Origin of the sequence: Archangium violaceum, from assembly GCF_016859125.1 — a bacterium.
GTDB lineage: Bacteria > Myxococcota > Myxococcia > Myxococcales > Myxococcaceae > Archangium > Archangium violaceum_A.
In genome coordinates, this window is record NZ_CP069338.1 from 9,372,241 (window position 1) to 9,388,088 (window position 15,848).

At 67.4% G+C, this 15,848-nt stretch carries 14 protein-coding genes and 1 pseudogene; 6 read left to right on the top strand and 9 right to left on the bottom strand.

Going from position 1 to position 15,848, the window contains the following annotated elements:
* Nucleotides 1-80 precede the first annotated feature (80 nt).
* Nucleotides 81-1,211 (top strand): DUF2403 domain-containing lipoprotein, encoded by a 1,131-nt coding sequence (locus tag JQX13_RS39645; RefSeq protein ID WP_239014126.1) that lies wholly within the window; start codon nucleotides 81-83, stop codon nucleotides 1,209-1,211.
* 50 nt (nucleotides 1,212-1,261) lie between these two features.
* On the opposite strand, the gene JQX13_RS39650 is transcribed toward JQX13_RS39645, so the two are convergent.
* The 3 genes from JQX13_RS39650 to JQX13_RS39660 form a co-directional block, all read right to left on the bottom strand.
* Nucleotides 1,262-1,891, bottom strand: a complete 630-nt coding sequence (locus JQX13_RS39650) for a DUF3575 domain-containing protein (RefSeq protein ID WP_203404605.1) — start codon at nucleotides 1,889-1,891, stop codon at nucleotides 1,262-1,264.
* Between the two features lie 128 nt (nucleotides 1,892-2,019).
* The gene (locus JQX13_RS39655; protein ID WP_239014127.1) at nucleotides 2,020-3,159 is read right to left on the bottom strand and encodes a hypothetical protein; all 1,140 of its coding nucleotides are present in this window, start codon (nucleotides 3,157-3,159) and stop codon (nucleotides 2,020-2,022) included.
* A 168-nt stretch (nucleotides 3,160-3,327) separates the two neighbouring features.
* Nucleotides 3,328-6,147, bottom strand: coding sequence for a CHAT domain-containing tetratricopeptide repeat protein (locus tag JQX13_RS39660; protein ID WP_203404606.1), 2,820 nt, complete (start codon nucleotides 6,145-6,147; stop codon nucleotides 3,328-3,330).
* A gap of 339 nt (nucleotides 6,148-6,486) precedes the next feature.
* On the opposite strand from JQX13_RS39660, the pseudogene JQX13_RS56595 reads away from it, so the two are divergent.
* A pseudogene (locus tag JQX13_RS56595) lies at nucleotides 6,487-6,810 on the top strand (hypothetical protein); the annotation flags it as partial.
* 11 nt (nucleotides 6,811-6,821) lie between these two features.
* On the opposite strand, the gene JQX13_RS56010 reads toward JQX13_RS56595, so the two are convergent.
* The 3 genes from JQX13_RS56010 to JQX13_RS39680 all read right to left on the bottom strand — a co-directional run bounded on the left by JQX13_RS56010 (nucleotide 6,822) and on the right by JQX13_RS39680 (nucleotide 8,611).
* Entirely contained in the window at nucleotides 6,822-7,061 is a 240-nt protein-coding gene (locus JQX13_RS56010; RefSeq protein WP_343211039.1) for a hypothetical protein, read from the bottom strand.
* 505 nt (nucleotides 7,062-7,566) lie between these two features.
* A complete protein-coding gene (locus JQX13_RS39675; protein WP_203404607.1) occupies nucleotides 7,567-7,713 on the bottom strand; it encodes a hypothetical protein in 147 nt (48 codons plus the stop codon).
* 226 nt (nucleotides 7,714-7,939) lie between these two features.
* Complete coding sequence (locus JQX13_RS39680; protein ID WP_203404608.1) at nucleotides 7,940-8,611, bottom strand: pyridoxamine 5'-phosphate oxidase family protein; 672 nt, start codon at nucleotides 8,609-8,611, stop codon at nucleotides 7,940-7,942.
* Between the two features lie 95 nt (nucleotides 8,612-8,706).
* On the opposite strand from JQX13_RS39680, the gene JQX13_RS39685 reads away from it, so the two are divergent.
* From JQX13_RS39685 to JQX13_RS39700, 4 genes are all read left to right on the top strand, one after another.
* A complete protein-coding gene (locus JQX13_RS39685; protein ID WP_203404609.1) occupies nucleotides 8,707-10,197 on the top strand; it encodes a PLP-dependent aminotransferase family protein in 1,491 nt (496 codons plus the stop codon).
* Between the two features lie 104 nt (nucleotides 10,198-10,301).
* A complete protein-coding gene (locus tag JQX13_RS39690; RefSeq protein ID WP_203404610.1) occupies nucleotides 10,302-10,448 on the top strand; it encodes a hypothetical protein in 147 nt (48 codons plus the stop codon).
* A 137-nt stretch (nucleotides 10,449-10,585) separates the two neighbouring features.
* Entirely contained in the window at nucleotides 10,586-11,680 is a 1,095-nt protein-coding gene (locus tag JQX13_RS39695; protein ID WP_203404611.1) for a HEAT repeat domain-containing protein, read from the top strand.
* 83 nt (nucleotides 11,681-11,763) lie between these two features.
* The gene (locus JQX13_RS39700) at nucleotides 11,764-11,916 is read left to right on the top strand and encodes a hypothetical protein (RefSeq protein WP_203404612.1); all 153 of its coding nucleotides are present in this window, start codon (nucleotides 11,764-11,766) and stop codon (nucleotides 11,914-11,916) included.
* 12 nt (nucleotides 11,917-11,928) lie between these two features.
* On the opposite strand, the gene JQX13_RS39705 is transcribed toward JQX13_RS39700, so the two are convergent.
* Genes JQX13_RS39705 through JQX13_RS39715 form a run of 3 tightly spaced genes read right to left on the bottom strand, consistent with a single transcriptional unit; the run spans nucleotide 11,929 to nucleotide 15,659 of the window.
* Nucleotides 11,929-12,939: a cupin-like domain-containing protein gene (locus JQX13_RS39705; RefSeq protein ID WP_203404613.1), complete on the bottom strand. Its 1,011-nt coding sequence runs from the start codon at nucleotides 12,937-12,939 to the stop codon at nucleotides 11,929-11,931.
* A 45-nt stretch (nucleotides 12,940-12,984) separates the two neighbouring features.
* Nucleotides 12,985-14,166: an ARPP-2 domain-containing protein gene (locus JQX13_RS39710; RefSeq protein WP_203404614.1), complete on the bottom strand. Its 1,182-nt coding sequence runs from the start codon at nucleotides 14,164-14,166 to the stop codon at nucleotides 12,985-12,987.
* The gene (locus JQX13_RS39715; RefSeq protein ID WP_203404615.1) at nucleotides 14,166-15,659 is read right to left on the bottom strand and encodes a hypothetical protein; all 1,494 of its coding nucleotides are present in this window, start codon (nucleotides 15,657-15,659) and stop codon (nucleotides 14,166-14,168) included. The genes JQX13_RS39710 and JQX13_RS39715 overlap by 1 nt, the downstream gene beginning before the upstream one ends.
* Nucleotides 15,660-15,848: the final 189 nt, after the last annotated feature.

Sequence of the window (15,848 nt, forward strand, 5' to 3'; positions counted from 1 at the left end):
CAATGACGGCGGCCCCGTTTTCGAGGTCGCCGTCTTCTTTCCGGGTCATCCCTTTTTCAATTCCTCGAGAGAACACATTCATGAAGAGCGGATGGAAGCTGTCGATGATCGCGTTGTCCGCGCTCCTGCAGAGCGCGTGTGGGACCACCACGCTGTCGGAGGACGCTCCGGACGACGGAGCCGTGCCTCTCGCGGCCGCGGACTGCGCCGCCGGAAACACCGCGGCGCTCCAGGACCTCGGGGATGACGTACCGGACGGAACGGGCACGCCGGTGACGGCGATGACCATCAAGAACGTGGGCGGCACGGGCTCGTACGAGCGCGTGACGCACATGGTTCCCGGAGTCTGGGGACAGGCTTGCCCCTCCAATGCGTGCCAGAAGGCAACCACGCCCGTGAGTGGCGCGCTCGCGCCTTTCAACGAGGAGCTGACGGTCAACTTCCGCGGACCGATGGAGCTGTATGACATCGCCGTCTACCGGCCGGACGCGAGCTCCTGGAAGCGGGTGTCCTCGTGGAACCGCTGCGGCTCCACGAACCTCACCTTCTTCAACAACCTGGGCGGCACGGGAAGCGGCGAGTGGACGCTGTGCGGTGGGAACAGTCAGAGCTATGCCTCCGCCGATGCGAAGACGGCCGTCGCGGCACCCACCCGCTTCAACGGCACGCTCGAGAACCGGGTCGAGATGAACATCCTGTCGGACGAGCCCTGCAACGGTACGGGGGATGCGAGCGAGTGCGGCTTCTACCGGGGCGTGACGCGTCACGGCTGGGCGGGTGCGAAGATCTTCGCCATCCGCGTCCGCATGCCGCGCTACACGGGGCCCATCACCGAATACTACGACGACGTGCCGGCCATCTGGATGCTCAACGCCCGCGTGGTACGCACCGCGCAGTATGGCTGCAACTGCCGGGGCATGGGTTCGCCCGGCGGCTGCGGGGAGCTCGACGTCGCCGAGGTCATCCACGGCGAACATCCGATGCATGCGACGAGCACCCTCTACTCGTTCGAAGGAGCGACCGGCAGCGGCCCCAACTACTTCATGCGCCCGGTGAAGGAGAGCGCGACCTTCATCGTCATCTTCGACGCGAGCGGGAAGGTGCAGATGCTGCGGCTGAGGCCCGACGCCTTCGACTTCGGTGACAGCGTGTCCAATGCGACCGTCTCCACCTGGTTGGCGATGACGGGCCACACCATGTCGATGCCCTGAGTCTCATGGGCGTCGTGTAGGAGGGGGGCGCAGCGGCAGTCCTTCCCATCTCAGAATCTGTAGATGGCCGCGAGCCGGACGAGGGGCCGCACCGCCTCCCGCTTCTCGACGCGCGTCTCGCCCTGGGTCAGCAGACACGGTGTGAAGAGAATGCACCCCGGGGTGGGCGGCTCCACGGTCTCGCTCCGTGTCTGGCTGACGTCGGCGCCCGCGCCGAGCGATACGCGCCATTTCTCTCCGAGTGACTGGGAGTAGCCCAGGAGTCCACCGACGGACGTCCGGCTCCCGCTCGTCCGTTCGTCGCGCTTGAAGAACGTGCCTTCCGCCTGCAGGCCCAGGAAGAGGCCCTGGAACGGCTGGTTGCCGATATAGAGACGGCTTCCGGCCTGAAGGCCCGCGGCATTCATGCCCATGCCGAGGTGAAAGCCCCCGAACACCGTGAGGTGCGGCATCAAGGGGTGCTCCAGGTCCACGACAACGGCCGGCGCTTCGGGCGTGGTTGCCTCCACCGAGAGCGAATGGCTGCGCAGTCCGACGGCGAGCGCGCTGTGCGAGCGACTCGGGGGCGGAGCGGACTCCTCGGAAGTGGTCTCGCTCGGGGCGTCATCCTGGGCGAGCGCCAGGGCAGGGGCCGTGAGGAGGCTGGCGAAGGCGAGGAAACGAGAGGTGTACGGATTCATATACCCGCGGCTCAATCAAGAAGCGTGCCCTGCGCAACCCCTTGGAAGAACGGAGTCCCGTCATATCGGGTGTGAACCAGGCCGCACACGTGTGTACCCTTCGACAGCAGGTGGGACCCGGCCTCGGTTCAACGTGCGGACTTCTCGGACAGCAACCGCACGTTGAGCGCGGCATTGCCGTAGAACTGGGTGTTGTTCCCGACGGAGTGTTTCTCGAGCCGGCGCTGGAGGTGGGGGTCGTAGCGGCCGAGCTTCATGAAGCCGTCGTTGAACCAGCCATCTCCACGTCCCGAGCCGTCGACGTATTGGGCGTACCGCTCGTCCGAGGGCCAGATGACGGAGTCGAGCGTCACGAGGAGGGCGCGGACATCGTCGTCCGTCCATTCCACTCCCGCCTCATGCGCCTCGATGATGAACGCCACCACGGCGTTGCCGTGTGACACGTCCTGGCCGGGGCGGGAGTGGGAGCCCCATGCGTCGTTCCAGAAGGAGGCCGCTTCGTTGATGGGGCTGGAGACCAGTTGCTCACGCAGGGACGATGAGTGGTTCGGCAGACTCCGGTTGATGTTGTTGAGCACCTCCAGGTACCGGGCCTTGCGTGCCGCGTCGGTCGTCATGAGCGACAGGTTCATCGCGATGGCGGCCCAGTGCGAGGCCATGTGCGTGTTCTCCCGGTAGATGTGGATGTTCGCCCCTCGTTGAAGCCATTTCTCGAAAATGTCCATCTCCGAGAACTCCAGCAACCGATGGTACTGCGCGCGATACTTGTCATTGTTGTAGAGCGCGGGCGTCTCACGGATGACGCGCAGCAGGCGGGTCACGTAGCGCCAGCAGTAGCTCTCGTACAGCGGCACCTCCTGCCCCAGTGTATCCGGATGCCGGGAGGCCCAGCCTCTGTACACGTCCTGGAATTGGCCTCCCTCGAGCGACCAGGAGTCCCTGGCCGTGCTGACGACATTGTTGACGTAGAGCAGGGCCCGGTCGAGGTATTGAACCTTTCCCGTGGCCCGGTACATGGCGGTGTTGCCATCAATGCCATAGGCGAGCTCGTAGAGCCGCCAGCTGTCGCGCGAAGTGCTCCCGGGCAGGAAGGTCATCGTATGCTCGAGGTCCCAATGGGCGAGGAACAGCCGCTCCCATTCGTCCACGGATTGGAGCCCGGGAGGCGCTGGCAGGTAGACGAAGCCCTGCTCGGCCCAGGTCCGAGGGGCACACGCCACTGAGACCAGGAGGGAGAGGAACACGATCCGGTGACGGGAGTCCAACATGAAAGGTGTCCTGGATTGAGAAGCCGGCCACATGGTTGGGCGGATGATTCAACAACGCATCGCGTGCGCTCACGAAATGCCGTGACATGTGTGCAGAAGTTCAAGCATGTCCTTTCTCCACTCCACGGATTGTCGCACGGCGTGCGGCGACCTTGTCCCCGGAGGCAATCAAAGCCATCCCGCGGATGGCGTCTGGGCGTTCGGAGCGAGCGCCCGGAGGGGCGTATCCCGGCCCAGCGCGATGAAGGGAGCCCAGTAATAGGGGTGGGGTTGGATCCTTCGCAGGGCGCGCATGGCCTCGCGCAGGGCCGCGGCCCGGCCCTTGCCGGCCAGCAGGTGGCGGTAGTAGTCCTCCATGAGTATCTGGGTGGTGGCGTCGTTGACCTTCCACAGGCTCGACACCACCGTTTCCGCGCCCGCGGTGACGAGCGCGCGGCTCAGACCGTAGATGCCCTGCCCGAGCCTGACGTCGCCCCGGCCCGTGTCACACGCGGAGAGGACGACGAGCTCCGTGCCCCACAGGTCGAGGCTGGCGAGCTCGAGCGCGGTGACCGGGGCGCTGGTGAGGACCAACCCGGAGCGGAGCAGCGGGTCGGAGGGACGCCGTGGGGAAGGGCCTCTATCGGCGGCGCCGACCTGAATCAGGGCACGAGAGTCCGCGGGAGCCGCGGTGTTCTCCAGGAAGAAGCCATGGGTGGCGATGTGGAGGATACCGGGTGCTTTCACCTGGAACAGGCGCTCCCTGGTCGCATCGTGGCCGAGGAAGAGCTGGGTCTGGGGGAGCAGGCGCTGGATGGCCAGGGCTTCCTGGCGGGTGCCCGGAAGAGGTGCCCAGGGGGAGCCGGTGCCCTGCGTGGCCTCGAAGGAGGGAGCCGCGAAGACGACGACCGAACGTGAAGGAGAGGGGCGCTGGGGGCGCGGCAACAGATCCCTGCCAGAGGTGAGGCGGGTGAAGTCGAAACGCTCGATGAGGAAGTCATGGCCATCATGGAGCGCGTGGAAGGGGACGAGACCGAGCTGGCCGTCTGGCGCGATGAAGAGACGGCGGACGTCGCCCAGGAGCGGCAGCAGCGGCCGGAACGCCAGGGAGTAGAGCGTCCGTGCATGGTGCTGGTAGGCGGCATCACGGCTGGAGAAGGCGTTGCACAGCTCCGTGGTGGCCAGGTCGATGGGCGCCGCGGGCCCCAGATCCAGGGCGCGGATGCGTCCACTTGGGAAGAGCACCAGAGCCAGGTAGCGGAGCGGACCGGCGCTCTCCGCCCGGTGCGGCCCGGACTCGGGGATGAGCGGTCGGTGCGCGTAGGCGACGAGCTCGACGAGAGCCGCGTCCTGGGGGAGGGCGGCGGCGACACGCTCGACCATTTCAGCGGGAGGTGGAAGGGAAATGAGGGCACGCAGGGGTGCCGAGCGCCTGACGAGGCCGGTTTCGAGGATGTCTCCCTGGGAGGCAAGCTCCTCGAGGCGACGTTGGTATTCGGCTGGAGCAAGCGAGCCGGGGCCCTGGAGGGCCAACGTGGCGAGCTGGGAGCGAATGGCACGCAGTTGCTCGAGTTGCTCTCGGTCCTGGGCGCCGAGGCCGCGGTAGACGATGCGGGAGGTGTTGGAGGTCTCCTCGATGGAGCGTCCCTTGCGCAGCAGCACGGCGGTCAGCGCCAGGTGCCGCACACGCGCATCATCCGGATGGGCCCAGAGCAGGGAATAGAGGCGCTCTTCATCGGTGTGGAGGAATTGCAGCAGATGCAGCTGGCGGGATTCGGAGAGGTCGAGCGCCTCTTCGCGCAGGTATTCCTCGGAGAGGGTGAAGGCGCGCATGAAGAGCGGGATGGCGTCGGCGAGGCGGTCCTGGGCCAGACGAAGCCGGGCGAACTCGACGATCGTGTGGATGAGCTGGGGATGATTCCTACCGAGGGTTGCTTCGCGAATGGCGAGCGCACGCCTGTAGAGGGGCTCGGCCCGCGCGTACAGTCTCCGATTCCTGCAGAGGGTGGCGAGGTTGTCGAGAACGGCGGCAACCGTGGGGTGGTGCTTGCCGAGAGACGTCTCCCAGATGGTGAGTGCACGCTTGTAGAGGGGCTCGGCTCGCGCGTACGACCCGCGAGCGGCGTAGAGGAGGCCGAGGTTGTTGTACGTGTGGCCGACATCGGGATGGTTCTTGCCGAGGGCTGCTTCGCGAATGGCGAGCGCACGCTTGTAGAGGGGCTCGGCCCGAGCGTACGCGCGTTGGTAGTAATGGACGCTCGCCAGGTCGTTGAGGGTGGAGGCCACATCGGGGTGGTGCTGGCCCAGGGACACTTCCCGGATGGCGAGGGCGCGCTCGAGGAGCGGCTCGGCTCGGGCGTACTGCTTCTGATTCCTGTAGAGCAGCGCGAGCGTGTTGAGTGAGGCGGCGACCTGGGGATCATTCCCGCCGAAAGCCGCTTCCTGGATGGCGAGCGCACGCTGAACGAGCGGCTCGGCCTGACCGTACGATCCCTGCTCTTGATAGGCACTGGCGAGGCTGATGAGTGTCTGGGCCAGGTCGGGATGGTGTTTGCCAAGAGCTGTCTCTCGAATGGAGAGCGCTCGTTCATGGAACTGGGTGGCCTGACCGTACGCGCCCTGGATGCCAAGGAGGACGCCGAGGCTGTTGAGCGTTCGAGCGACGTCGGGATGGTTCCCGCCAAGAGTTCTCTCCTGGATGGCGAGGGCGCGCTCGAGGAGCGGTCTGGCACGGGTGGTATCCCTTGGATGCAGGTAGAGGTCGCCCAGCTGACTCAGGCTGGTCGCCACCTCGGGATGCTCGCCGCCCAGCACGGCCTCTCTCAATGTGAGCGCATGTTGGCTCCGCCTGAGGGCCTCGGTGTATTGGCCGGCCGCTTGGAGCTCGTTGGCTTCGTCGAACGCCGCCTGCGCCTCCAGCAGCCTCGCCTCCGCTCGCACCTCGCCGGCCGCCACGTTCGCCGTGCAGCACAGGACGGCCAATATCATCCATCCGAGCGAGCGCCACATGTCATTCATCCAGGAGCCCATGGCCTGAAGTACCAGGGAGATGTCTGATTCTACTGTGATGGTCCTCACTGGCTTCGTATGAGATCGCTCACGAATAGGAGCCGGGTGGTGTCTGTTCTCTGAATCCCGGCGTGCTGCTGGCATTGACGCGTCAATGACGTGTCCAATGCTCGCGGTTCTCTGGCGATGAGCGACGAAGAGCAGACAGCGATTCTCGACGAGCGCGGCCGGAGCCGGCCCGCTGCTGGTGGCTCCGCGGGGTCGTGGGAGGAGCCTGGCCGCACTCCCATCACCACCCCGGGCATCCTCCCTGGTGAGCGGCGTTCGCTCGAGGTGGGGATGTGGGTGACGGGCCGCTACCACACCGGGGGTTGCTGGGCGAGGGCGGCATGGGCCGCATCTGGCTCGTCGAGGACGTGTAGGAGCAGCGCCGCGTTGAAGGAGATGCAGGTCCCCGCGGGTCTGCCGCCCAACAAGGTCGAGGAGCTCGTGCTGATGTTCCGCCACGAGTTCTTCGCGATGAAGCGGCTCCAGGGCACGCTGGAGTACCTCGCCCCCGAGTGGCAGCGCGGCGCCAGCATCGATGGGCGCGCGGACCTCTACTCGCTGGGGGTGCTGGCCTTCTTCCTGGCCACGCGCCAGCTGTCCTTCAAGGGGGAAACTGTCTCCCCGGGTCAGCGCAGCGCAGGGTAGTCCGTGTAGCCCTTCTCCTCGCCACTGTAGAGGGTGGAGAAGTCCGCCGTGTTGAGCGGGGCCTCGCGCCGGAAGCGCTCCGGCAGGTCTGGATTGGCGATGAACGGCACGCCGTAGGCCACGAGCTCGGCCCGCCTCCCGGGCGTTCTCGGCCGCGCGCCGGAACTGCTCGACGATGCCGGGAATATCTCGTCGGTCGCGAGCGCTCGCGGCGTCACCATGCGCGTCTTTCCCTTGAAGGTGAAGACCTCCCCGTCGACGGATTGCTCCAGGCGCGTACCGGCGGCAGAACGACCAGACTCGCGCTCTTCGCTGAGTCGTCCACGCCTTGTTGCCTCGCGGGCAACGGATTGGGCGGGTGATATGAAATCCTGACAGTCCTTGCCCATGTCTTGTTGCTTCGCGAGCAACAGATTGAGAGGGTGGGACGACGGAATTCGCTGTCGTGAATGCGAGGAATTGACGGGATTCCGCGAGGTCTGTACGGTGACTGCCAAACCCGCGGACATGGGAGTCGAACATGAGGAGCTTCCTGCTCATCCTGGCAGCGTTTGTCGTATCTGGTTGTGGAGGGACGGAGTTCGAGCCCGGCGAGGACTTGCTGGCGCGAAGCGAGAGTGCCCTCGTCACCTGTTCGACGAGCTGCGCGAACGGAAACACCATCTCCTGTCAGGGGACGACCTGCTCCGCATCGGATGGCAATCATGTGACGTGTGATGGCACCGCTCAGTACTGCGGGCTCACGCCGGCGCCCATCTGCTCCTCGAGCAGCTCGTGCACGAATCTCAATGGGCAGTCGTGCTCGCTCCCTGGCTCCACGCGCAGCTGCTGTGTCGGCAGTTCCGTCGCGGGGACCTGCTCCTGCACCAGCACGAGGAAGTGGCGGTGCCTCTCCCTGCAGGATCCCGGGCTGCGATAGCCTGTAGTCCAGGCTCCTGTGAGAACGCTCTTCCCGGCGGAGCGGATGTCGCGCTATGGCACGGTGACCCCGGGGCGCCCCCTCCAGCGCATGCGGGCTCCGAGCATAACGCTGCGAACGTCGATCTCCGCACGCACCGGGTGGAGACCCTCTCACCGTGGTTCGACCACCACGTTCCCTTCACGGTGCACGGCCTCTGGGTTCCAGGTACTCGAGGAGGGATGCGGGCGGGCGGATGCCCTCGCGCAACTCCGGAGCGGGCACGAGCGGAAGTGGCATGAGCCGCAGCGGGAGCACTCCCGCCCAGCAATCCAGTGACAGATCCTCCTCGTCGTCGCGAGGTGGTCCGGTGCGGATCTTCGCCGAGGCCTCCTCCAGCGGCAGCCGAAGCACGGACGTCGCCTTCAACTCCTGGCCATTGGGTGGGCGCACCTCGGCCCAACGGCCGCGCAGGGCATGGTTCGTGATGGCCTCCAGTGCTCGGGTCTTCTCCGCGTCGTCCGTCACCAGCGACGCCGTGCCCAGCACCATCACCGAGCGGTAGTTCGCGCTGTGGTGGAACGCGGAGCGCGCCAGGACGAGCCCGTCCAGCAGCGTCACCGTGAGGCACACCGGCACGCCCTGGGAGAGCTGCCGGGCGAGCCGGCTCACCGAGGCGCCGTGCAGGTACAGGTTTCGTCCGATGCGTCCGTACACCATGGGGAGCACGTACGGTTGGCCCTCCACCGCCACTCCCACGTGAGCCACGAGGCCCTCGTCGAGGATGGCGTGGATGACGGGCTCCTCGTAGGAGGCGCGCTGTGGGAGGCGGCGGACGGTCCCTCGTTCACTGGGCGGGGTGGGTGTGTTCATGCGTCTCTTCATCTCTCCGGACTGGTCCATCCAACAGGCCCAGTTCCGACAAATCGGATGGACCAGTTCCCGCGATCCGAGGCAGGCTCCCCACCATGAAGGGCTGGGACCTGACGCTCGATCTCCGCGCACCCTCTCCAACGCCTCTCTTCGTGCGCATCGCCCGCGCGCTGGAGGACGACATCCGTCGCGGCCGGCTCCCTCCCGGGGCCCCGCTGCCCGGAAGCCGCACCCTGGCCGAGTCCCTGGGCGTGCACCGCAACACCGTGCTCGCCGCGTACCGGGAGTTGGAGACGCAGGGGTGGATCACCACCTCGGCGGCTCGGGCCACCTACGTCTCTCCCTCGCTTCCAGACGTGCCCGCGCATCCCTCCGCCGGAGCCCCCCGTCCGGACATGCCCTCGCACGTGGGCTTCCCGCTGCCTTCCGCGCCCCTGCGCCGTGAGTACCCCACGCCTCCGCGTGGCACGCTCGTCCTCGCGGGAGGTGTTCCCGATGTCCGGCTCGTCCCCGCTTCCGTCCTGGCTCGTGCCTACCGTCGCGCGCTGAAGCTCGATGGCAAACGCCTGCTCGACTATGGCGATCCGAGTGGCCACCCGCGCCTCCGTTCCGCGCTCGCCGGAATGCTCTCCTCCCTGCGAGGGCTCGCCGTCCGCGCGGACGATCTGATCATCACCCGGGGAAGTCAGGGGGCGTTGGATCTGGTGGCGCGCACCCTGCTACGGCCCGGGGACACCGTGGTGGTGGAGGCGATCGGCTACCGTGCCGCCTGGAATGCGCTCCAGCTCGCCGGGGCCCGTCTCGTGCCCGTGCCGGTGGATGGCGAGGGCCTGCGGGTGGACGCGCTCGAGGCGCTCTCCCGTCGCTCGCCGGTGCGCGCGGTGTACCTCACGCCCCACCACCATTACCCCACCACCGTGACGCTCTCTCCGGCGCGGCGGCTCGCGCTGCTGGCGTGGGCTCGCACGCATCGCGTGGCCCTCATCGAGGACGACTACGATCACGAGTTCCACTACGAGGGCCGTCCCGTCCTACCGCTGGCGAGCGCGGACCGGGACGGGCTGGTGCTGTACGTGGGCACGTTGTCCAAGGTGCTGGCTCCGGCCCTGCGCCTGGGTTTCCTGGCCGCGCCGCGCCCCTTCCTGGAGCGAGCCCTCGGGGTGCGCGAGGCGGTGGATCGGCAGGGGGACTCCGTGCTGGAGGCCGCCGTGGCCGAGCTGCTGGAGGAGGGCGAAGTGCAGCGCCACGTCCGCAAGATGCGCGGCGTCTACCACGACCGGCGCGACGCCCTCGTGCGTGCGCTGGAGCGGGAGCTGGCGGGCGCGCTCACCGTTTCGCCTCCCGCGGGGGGTATGGCCTTGTGGGCGCACTGTGCTCCGGGTGTGGATGCCGATGCCTGGGCTCGCGCGGGGCTGGAGGCGGGCGTGGCCTTCGTCCCGGGAGGTGCCTTCACCTTCGACAGGCGTCCCATACCCACGGTGCGGCTGGGCTTCGCCTTCCTCGAGGAGTCCGAGCTCGCCGAGGCCGTGCGGCGCATGGCTCGAGCCCTCTCCAATACACTCCGAGTCAAACGCGCCCAATTATGAGGATGCTTTTATTTTGAACATAAATAGAAACCTGAACACCCGTGCACTGATTCGTCTATTCTCACCGCGCCTCACCCAATCGATTCCCCCAGAAGGAGAACAGGATGAAGCGTCTTCTCTTCGTCGCCGCCGCCGCCCTTGCCCTCGGCATGGGCTTTACCTCCGCTCCCGTGCAGGCCGAGGATTGCCAGCCGCCCTGCTACAAGCACCCGATCACCGGCGAGCTGATCTGCGGCACGCCCTGCCCGTAACGGGTTCGGAGCGCTGTCCACGTGGCACGAGGGCCTCATCCGGCATCCCGGGTGGGGCCCTTCGCGTTCTCGTCAGCCCCCGTGCGATGTGACTACAGTCGCGAGGTCCGTGCCTGTACCCAGGCACCGGGGGAATCATGAAACGCTTCGTCGTCAGTCTTGCCCTGCTCGCCGGCTGCACCACCACCGCCCGCCAGGCCGAGGCGCCCGTGAAAGCCGAGGCGTCACAGCAGCCCAACTCCATCTACGTGTTCGAGGGCGTGGAGGTCTTCGGCTCGCGCAAGGTCCCCAAGGAGAAGCTGCTCGCGCTCATCACCCTGCCGGCGCCGGGCACGCGGTTCGACACGAAGGATGAGAAGCAGCAGAAGGAGTTCGTCGCGAATCTCATCGAGAGCAAGAAGCGGCTCACCGACACGGGCTCCTTCGCGTTCATCCGGATGTCGGTGGGCCAGAACATGAATCACACCATGGGTGTGACGGTGGATCTGGTCGACCTCGGGGACGAGTGGCGCATGCCCTTCAACCCCGAGCCGACGGGGGAGGTGGCCGATCCGGAGGGACTGCTCGCGGCCTGGTCGGACTACCTGAAGACGTTCTGGAAGCTGCGAGGGCAGGGCGCGGTGCCGGAGTGGGGCATGGGCACCTGCCGTGCGCCCATGGGGTGCTACGGAGGCTTCGATCACCCCGAGCTCGCGCCCAGGGAGCAGCGGTTCATCGACGGAGTGCCCCGCAACGCCGACGCGCTGGTGCGCGTGCTGCGCGAGGACAAGGACAGCGGCAAGCGCACGAACGCGCTCATGCTCCTGACGTACCTGTCCTCACCCGAGCAACTGGTGAAGGCCATCCTCCCGTCGGTGCGTGACCCGTACGAGGGGGTGCGCAACGAGGCACTGCGCCGGCTCGGATCGGCGCAGGAGCGGTCGAAGAAGCCAGGCATCGTTCCGATCGACCCCGTGCTCGAGGCGCTCTGGTTCCCGCTGGAGTCCGATCGCAACAAGGCGGGTTGGACGCTGGTGCACATCCTGGAAGTGGAGGGCACCGTCCACCGGCAGCGGCTCCTCGACAAGGCGGGCGAGGTGCTGGTGGAGATGGCGGGCATGCGGTCGGCGCTCGAGCACGAGCCCGCGCGCAAGGTGCTCGCGCGGCTTGCGGGGCAGGACTTCGGCGACGACGTGGCGGCCTGGCGCCGCTGGTTCGAGCAGGCGCGCGGCCCGGGCTCCAAGTGCCACTGAGCGTCATTGCGCGTGTCTCCTGGGCTCCCAGGCTGCTATAGGGTCGCCCGTCGTACACCCGATGTTCATCAGGAGTGAATGCGATGGTGAAGTCCCACGAGACCTCGAAGCACACCGCGCCCAATGAGGGCGACGTCAACGTCCTTCCCTTCCGTCAGGGCGGGGCGGTCGCCCAGCCGAAGTCGCGGCAGTTGCTTCCGACCCCCCAGGTCGCGCCGCTCGTTCGCGAGGGCTGACCCCCCGCGGGTTCAGGCGGGGAACTCCATGTAGGTGTTCCCCTCCGGGAGCTGGAAGTGGAGGAAGGTGACCGAGGCGCTGACGTCGAGCGCGCGCACCCAGTGCCACCAGCCCACCGGAATGAAGATGAGCTCTCCCGGTTCGAGCACCACCTCCACACAGTGGGCTTCCAGGTAGGCGGGGTGGAGCGTGGGGTCCGGGTTCGAGGCATCCACGTGACTGAAGGTCCCGTCGCGCGGGTACACCCGGTGGGGCTGGAAGGAGGGGATGAGCTTGCAGTGCTTCCGTCCGAGGACCTGCCCCAGCAGGACGTTCGTCTTGTCATGGTGGAGCGGGGTGACGGTGCCGGCGGGGCCGAGCAGCAGCGTCATCGAGCGAGGATCGAGCGACGGGTCGATGATGCCGCTGGGGGCCCGGATGTCCTCACGCAAGGCGCGCAGGCCATCCCGCTGCCAGTTGTCGTTGCGCGGCACCATGTAGAAGTCGTTCGTCTCACCCGCCTCGGTGATCATCCGGACGAACTCCGCCATGCGGACGGTGGAGCGATGCCGATCGTGTTCGAAGGAGTGGTTCGGGTTGGCGTCGCGGCCGGACATGATCTCCACCTCGGCCTCTCCGCAGGTTTCACGGATGTAGTCGAGTGACCAGCGGCGCAGGGCGGGCCAGTCCTCCATGAGCCCTTGCAGCACGACGGGGCGGTGGCCGAAGTAGTACCGGGTGAAGAACTCCTCGGCGGACAGTCCGGCCCGCTTCTCCACTCCACGGTGATGGCCTGCCTGACGGTGCAGAGCGCTGTAGACGTCCATCAGCGACTCCATCCGCGCGTAGCGGCGGGCGATGCCGCGTCCCGCGCGCACGAAGGGGTGTTGATCGGCGGCGGCTACCTCCTCACGCGCCACCTCCTCGCTCACTCCGGCGGCGCGGAGCGTGGTGGCGACCTCCTCGAGGCTTGCGCCCTGGGCGAGGTTCTCCGCCAGCCATTGCTGCCACTCAGGAGAGAGACGGGAGGTTGCTGAATGCATGGGCGCCATCTACCAGCCCACGCGGGCGTTCGTCAGCAGGTGCGCTCACCATCGCCGGCCCTGCTGCCGCCGCAGGGCTGCCTCGAGCACGGACTCCTTGAGCAGGTAACCGAAACCTGCGTTGCTCAGTCGCGCCATCAGGTCGTCCCGGGTCGTTTTCAAATTCCCCGCGGTGCGCTCCAGATTCCACTCCGCGTGCGCGAGTTGCTTGAGCAGGTAGGCCCGCCGCGTCTGCGCCGCCGACAGGCGGTACGTCTTGAGGTACTCGAGCGTCCCGTCCCCGCGCACGATGACCTCGCCGATGTGATTCTCCTCGGTGGGCACCAGTCCGGTGACGAAGCGCTGGAGCTGGAACGGCCCCGCCTCGTAGACGGTGCTCGCCGAGACTTCCACGCCGAAGAGGCCCCCGGCCATGAAGCCCTGGAAGCTGGCCCAGTCCTTCCTCATCTGCTCGACGGCGGCCCGCAGGTCCCCGACCGAGGACACCCGCCGCTCATCGATGGACAGTCCCAGGGGCGGCACGTCTCCGAGGAAGCCGTACTGGAGCAGCAGCTCTCCGTAGAAGTCCTCCACCAGCGCTCGGTGCAGCGCGCGGTAGTCCTCGGGGTGCGAGACGATGGAGGCGGACAACAGCAGATCGGCATGGAAGATGAGCACGCCCACCTGCTGCTCGTGGATTTCAAAGAGCCGCAGGGCCTCGTCGAAGGCGGTGCTCGCCCATCCATCCACGGACCACTCGCTGCGGGGGTTCAACCCCCGGGAGAGGGCCTCCTGCGAGTACTCGGACCAGGCAACCTCCGGTCCGCCGAAGTGCAGGGCGAGGAAGCCCTCCATCGCCAGGTGCAGCGGCAACAGCCGCAGTCGGTTCTTCTCCTCCCGGTGCACCATGCGGTGCATCAACCGGACGGTGAACGGACCCACCTTCAGCGCCTTGCCCTCGGGCTTGTGGAGCTGCGTCCCGAAGGCCGCTGCCGCGCTCCGGCTCCGGTCGTCCCAGGCCATCACCAGGCCGTGCGGCACGTAGGAGATGTACTTGAGCCCGGGCTCCATCAGCCCGCCTTTCAGCGCGACGACGGTGAGATCGTCATCGTACGTCCGCCGGGCGAAGCGCAGATCTCCCCGCACCTCGTCTCTCAGCACCGGCACCAGGCGGATGCTGCCCCACGCCTGCGCGGGTGCCAGCCGCAAGCCCGTGGGAAGGAGGTGCTTCGTCTCTGTGCGGGCCATCAATCCTCCTCCTCGGCAGTGGACGCTCCGGCGGTCTCCTGGGGCTCCGCTGGCGTCAGGCTCCGCTGCCCGCGCTCCAGCAACCGCCGCACGCGTGCCGCGAGATAGTCCTCGAGCTCCGACAGCGGGGCTGCGCCCTCTGCGAAGCGCGCGAAGCCGAGCACCGTCGGCAGATCCTCCGCATCCCGCACGCCCACCGTGGGTACGTGGAGGCCGATGCCTCGGGGAGCGTAGAGCTCCGAGGCGAACACGGGGTTCACGTGGACGATGGACGTGCGGCGAGCCGGGTCCAGCTTCGTGCGGAAGACGCGGGTCACCTCTGCCACGGCGTTCGGTGGATCATTGTCGTAGCCGTCGGACACGACGACGACCAGGTCTGGCCTCCAGTCCAGGGCATCGAGCAGCGGGGTGGACAGATCGGTCTGTCCCCGCGCGCCCATGAGGAGCGGATCCTCCACGGGGCTCGTCCAGAAGGCCCGGTACTCGCGGGCCGAGGCTGACAGCAGGTAATGCGCGGCGAGCGCCACCCCCAGCGGGCGGCGGCGCTTCTCGGTGGAGCCCGAGGCGGAGTCGCTGTTGTCCAGCACGGCGGCCACCCGGCCCAGGGGCACGGAGGCCCGGCGCAGCGTGCGGGCCGCGGCCTGCTCCATCCCGGCATGCAGCTCGGCTTGTCGCTCTCGCCTCACCCCCGGCTTCAAGGAGAGCACGTAGAGCGCCAGCTTCGTGAGTGGTGCGCGCCCCAGCTCAAATGAGAGCGTCACTCCGTCCTCGCGAGCGGCCGACCCCTGCAGGCGCAGCCGCTCGGCAGCGGTGAGGCGCGGCTCGATACGCGTGAGGAACACGTCACGGGGAATGCCGTGCTTCACGGCCAACCCCTCGGCGACGGTGAAGGGCAGCTCGAAGAGGGCGGACGCGTCGTAGTGGGCCTGGCGGAACTTCTCCAGCAGCGGCGTCGTGAACACGCGCTTGCGCCAGCCGTGGAAGAGGAAGGGATTGAGCTCGCCCCCGAGCTTCAGGTGCCCGTGCGCCACCGCGGCCCGCAGCTTGGCTCGGTACTTGATCGCCTCGAACCCCAGGTCTGGTCGTCTCTCTAGATACTCCTGGACGATGGCGCGCGTCCGGCGGTTGTTGATGCGCCGCTCGCGCAGCACCTCCAGCACCCGGAAGGCCCGCTGCGGTGGCAACGTCCGGAGCGCCGCCGCGATGAGCGCTCCCTCCTCACGCCGATCCGTGGCCGGTGTCTGCTTTCCGGTGGCCAGCAGGTTGAGGATGATCTGCGCCTGGTTGAAGTGGTTGATGCCCGCGGCCAGCGTCCGCGCGTAGAGGCGGCGGTAGTTGCCCAGGATGTAGGCGTGCAGGAACTCGATGGAGACCGCCTGCCCGCGCGCGTCGTTGTAGAACTCGCGCTGCCCCGTGCAGGAGAAGCACGCGTTCACGAACATCACCAGGTCCTCGCGTGCGACCTGCTCGGCGCGAGCCAACGCCACGTCCATCACACGTCCACCTCCCGAGCGCCTGTCTGGGCCTGGATGAAATGAAGGAGCCGCTCGGGGAAGGCGGACACGACCAGCTAGTCAAGCTCCAGAGGCTCGGTTCGGAAGTCGCATCACAGTCCCGCGAGCGGCCCCTTCATCGTAGTACGACGGACGGTGCGCCAGTTCCTGACGCGCCCGGAGGGTATA